Raw genomic sequence first — 1793 nt, 5'->3', positions numbered from 1 at the left:
GTGAGCTGGTACTTGTGCGTAACCGTTTGGTTCGTCTGGGTGTCTCTCACGAAGATGAAGAGATGGGCAAAGCCCTGGCAACGCTGGATATGGTGACCGCTGATTTGCAGATGTCGGTGATGAAAACCCGAATGCAGCCGGTGAAAAAGGTTTTTGGCCGATTCCCGCGTTTGATTCGCGACTTGTCACGCAGTCTTAAGAAAGAGATCAACCTTGAGTTGCGCGGCGAAGACACCGATCTGGATAAAAACCTTGTTGAAGCGCTTGCTGATCCGTTGATTCACCTTGTGCGTAATGCTGTGGATCACGGCATCGAATCGCCAGATGAGCGTGAGCGATTAGGCAAGTCACGCGATGGTAATGTGTTGCTGTCTGCCGAGCAGGAAGGCGACCATATCTTGCTGATCATACAGGATGACGGCGCAGGTATGGATGCAGATAAGCTGCGTCAGCTGGCTGTTGATCGCGGTATGCTGGATTCTGAAGCTGCTAGCCGATTGACGGAACAGGAGTGCTTTAACCTGATCTTCCAGGCCGGTTTCTCGACTAAAACCGAGATCTCTGATGTGTCTGGGCGTGGCGTGGGTATGGATGTGGTGAAAACCAAAATTACCCAGTTGAACGGTACGTTGAGTATTGATTCTGTCATTGGTCAGGGAAGCCGAATCGCGATACAAGTTCCTCTGACTCTGGCGATCATGCCTACCCTGATGGTTATTCTGGAAGATCAGGCATTTGCTTTACCATTGGTGAATGTAAATGAGATCTTCAATCTGGATCTGACTAAAACTAATATTGTTGATGGTCAACAGGTCATCATCGTGCGTGATCAGGCACTTCCGCTGTTCCATCTGAAACGCTGGTTGATTGGAGGAAAGCATGATTCCAGTCTGCCTGAGCAGGGTCATGTGGTTATCGTTACTGTTGGGACTCAGCGCGTAGGTTTTGTTGTTGATCAGCTGGTCGGTCAGGAAGAGGTGGTTATCAAACCGTTGGGAACCATTTTGCATGGTACGCCTGGTCTGTCGGGTGCCACCATTACCGGTGATGGACGTATTGCGCTAATTATTGATATTCCAAATCTGCTCAAGCGCTATGCGCACTGATTGTTAGCGGACGTAGTAGATGTCTATGCCGGTTAAGGTGCTGATCGTAGATGACTCGGGCTTCTTTCGTAACCGTATTGCAGACCTTTTAGGTAGCGATGCCCGCATTTCCGTTGTGGGCACCGCCAGCAATGGGCGCGAGGCTATTGAGCAGGTTAATCTGCTCAGGCCCGATGTTGTAACGATGGATGTGGAGATGCCAGAAATGAATGGTATCGATGCATTGCGTCATATTATGCAGTTCTCTCCGGTGCATGTGATCATGTTGTCTTCTGTTACACATGAAGGCGCACGTATATCCATGAAGGCACTTGAAGCCGGTGCTGCTGACTGTATACCCAAAGATTTGCGCGAATGGATGGGTGACTCTTCCAGTATTAAAAATCAACTATGCGACCAAGTCGTTGCGTTGGGAAAGAGTCGGCGTCCGCGTGCATATACGTCATACGCATCGTCTGAAAAAACCCGTTCAGTAATACGTTCAACCCCCGCGCGTCATGATACTTCCGCAACCGTGTCCACGCTTGTCAATGAGCGGCCAACATCTGCCGTGGCGGGCTTACGCCAAAGAGGTGATATCGCCGGATCGGCTCGTGCAGAGTCATTACCCCGCCGAAGTGGTGCAGTACCGCGTTTTCCTGATTGTCGGGTAGTCGTGATTGGCTCGTCGACAGGTGGTCCAGCGGC

2 protein-coding genes are annotated in these 1793 nt (G+C 50.6%); both read left to right on the top strand.

The window, feature by feature from the left end; genetic code table 11:
• Positions 1–1106 (top strand): chemotaxis protein CheA (locus tag ABYW01_RS20795; protein WP_372836441.1); only part of this gene is annotated, 1106 nt, incomplete at its 5' end.
• 19 nt (positions 1107–1125) lie between these two features.
• The coding region (locus ABYW01_RS20790) for a response regulator (RefSeq protein ID WP_372836440.1) at positions 1126–1793 on the top strand (668 nt) is incomplete at its 3' end.

Source organism: Pontibacterium sp. (assembly GCF_041587635.1).
GTDB lineage: Bacteria > Pseudomonadota > Gammaproteobacteria > Pseudomonadales > Balneatricaceae > Pontibacterium.
The sequence above is the reverse complement of the archived record's forward strand: the minus strand, read 5'-3'. Positions and strand labels throughout refer to the sequence as shown.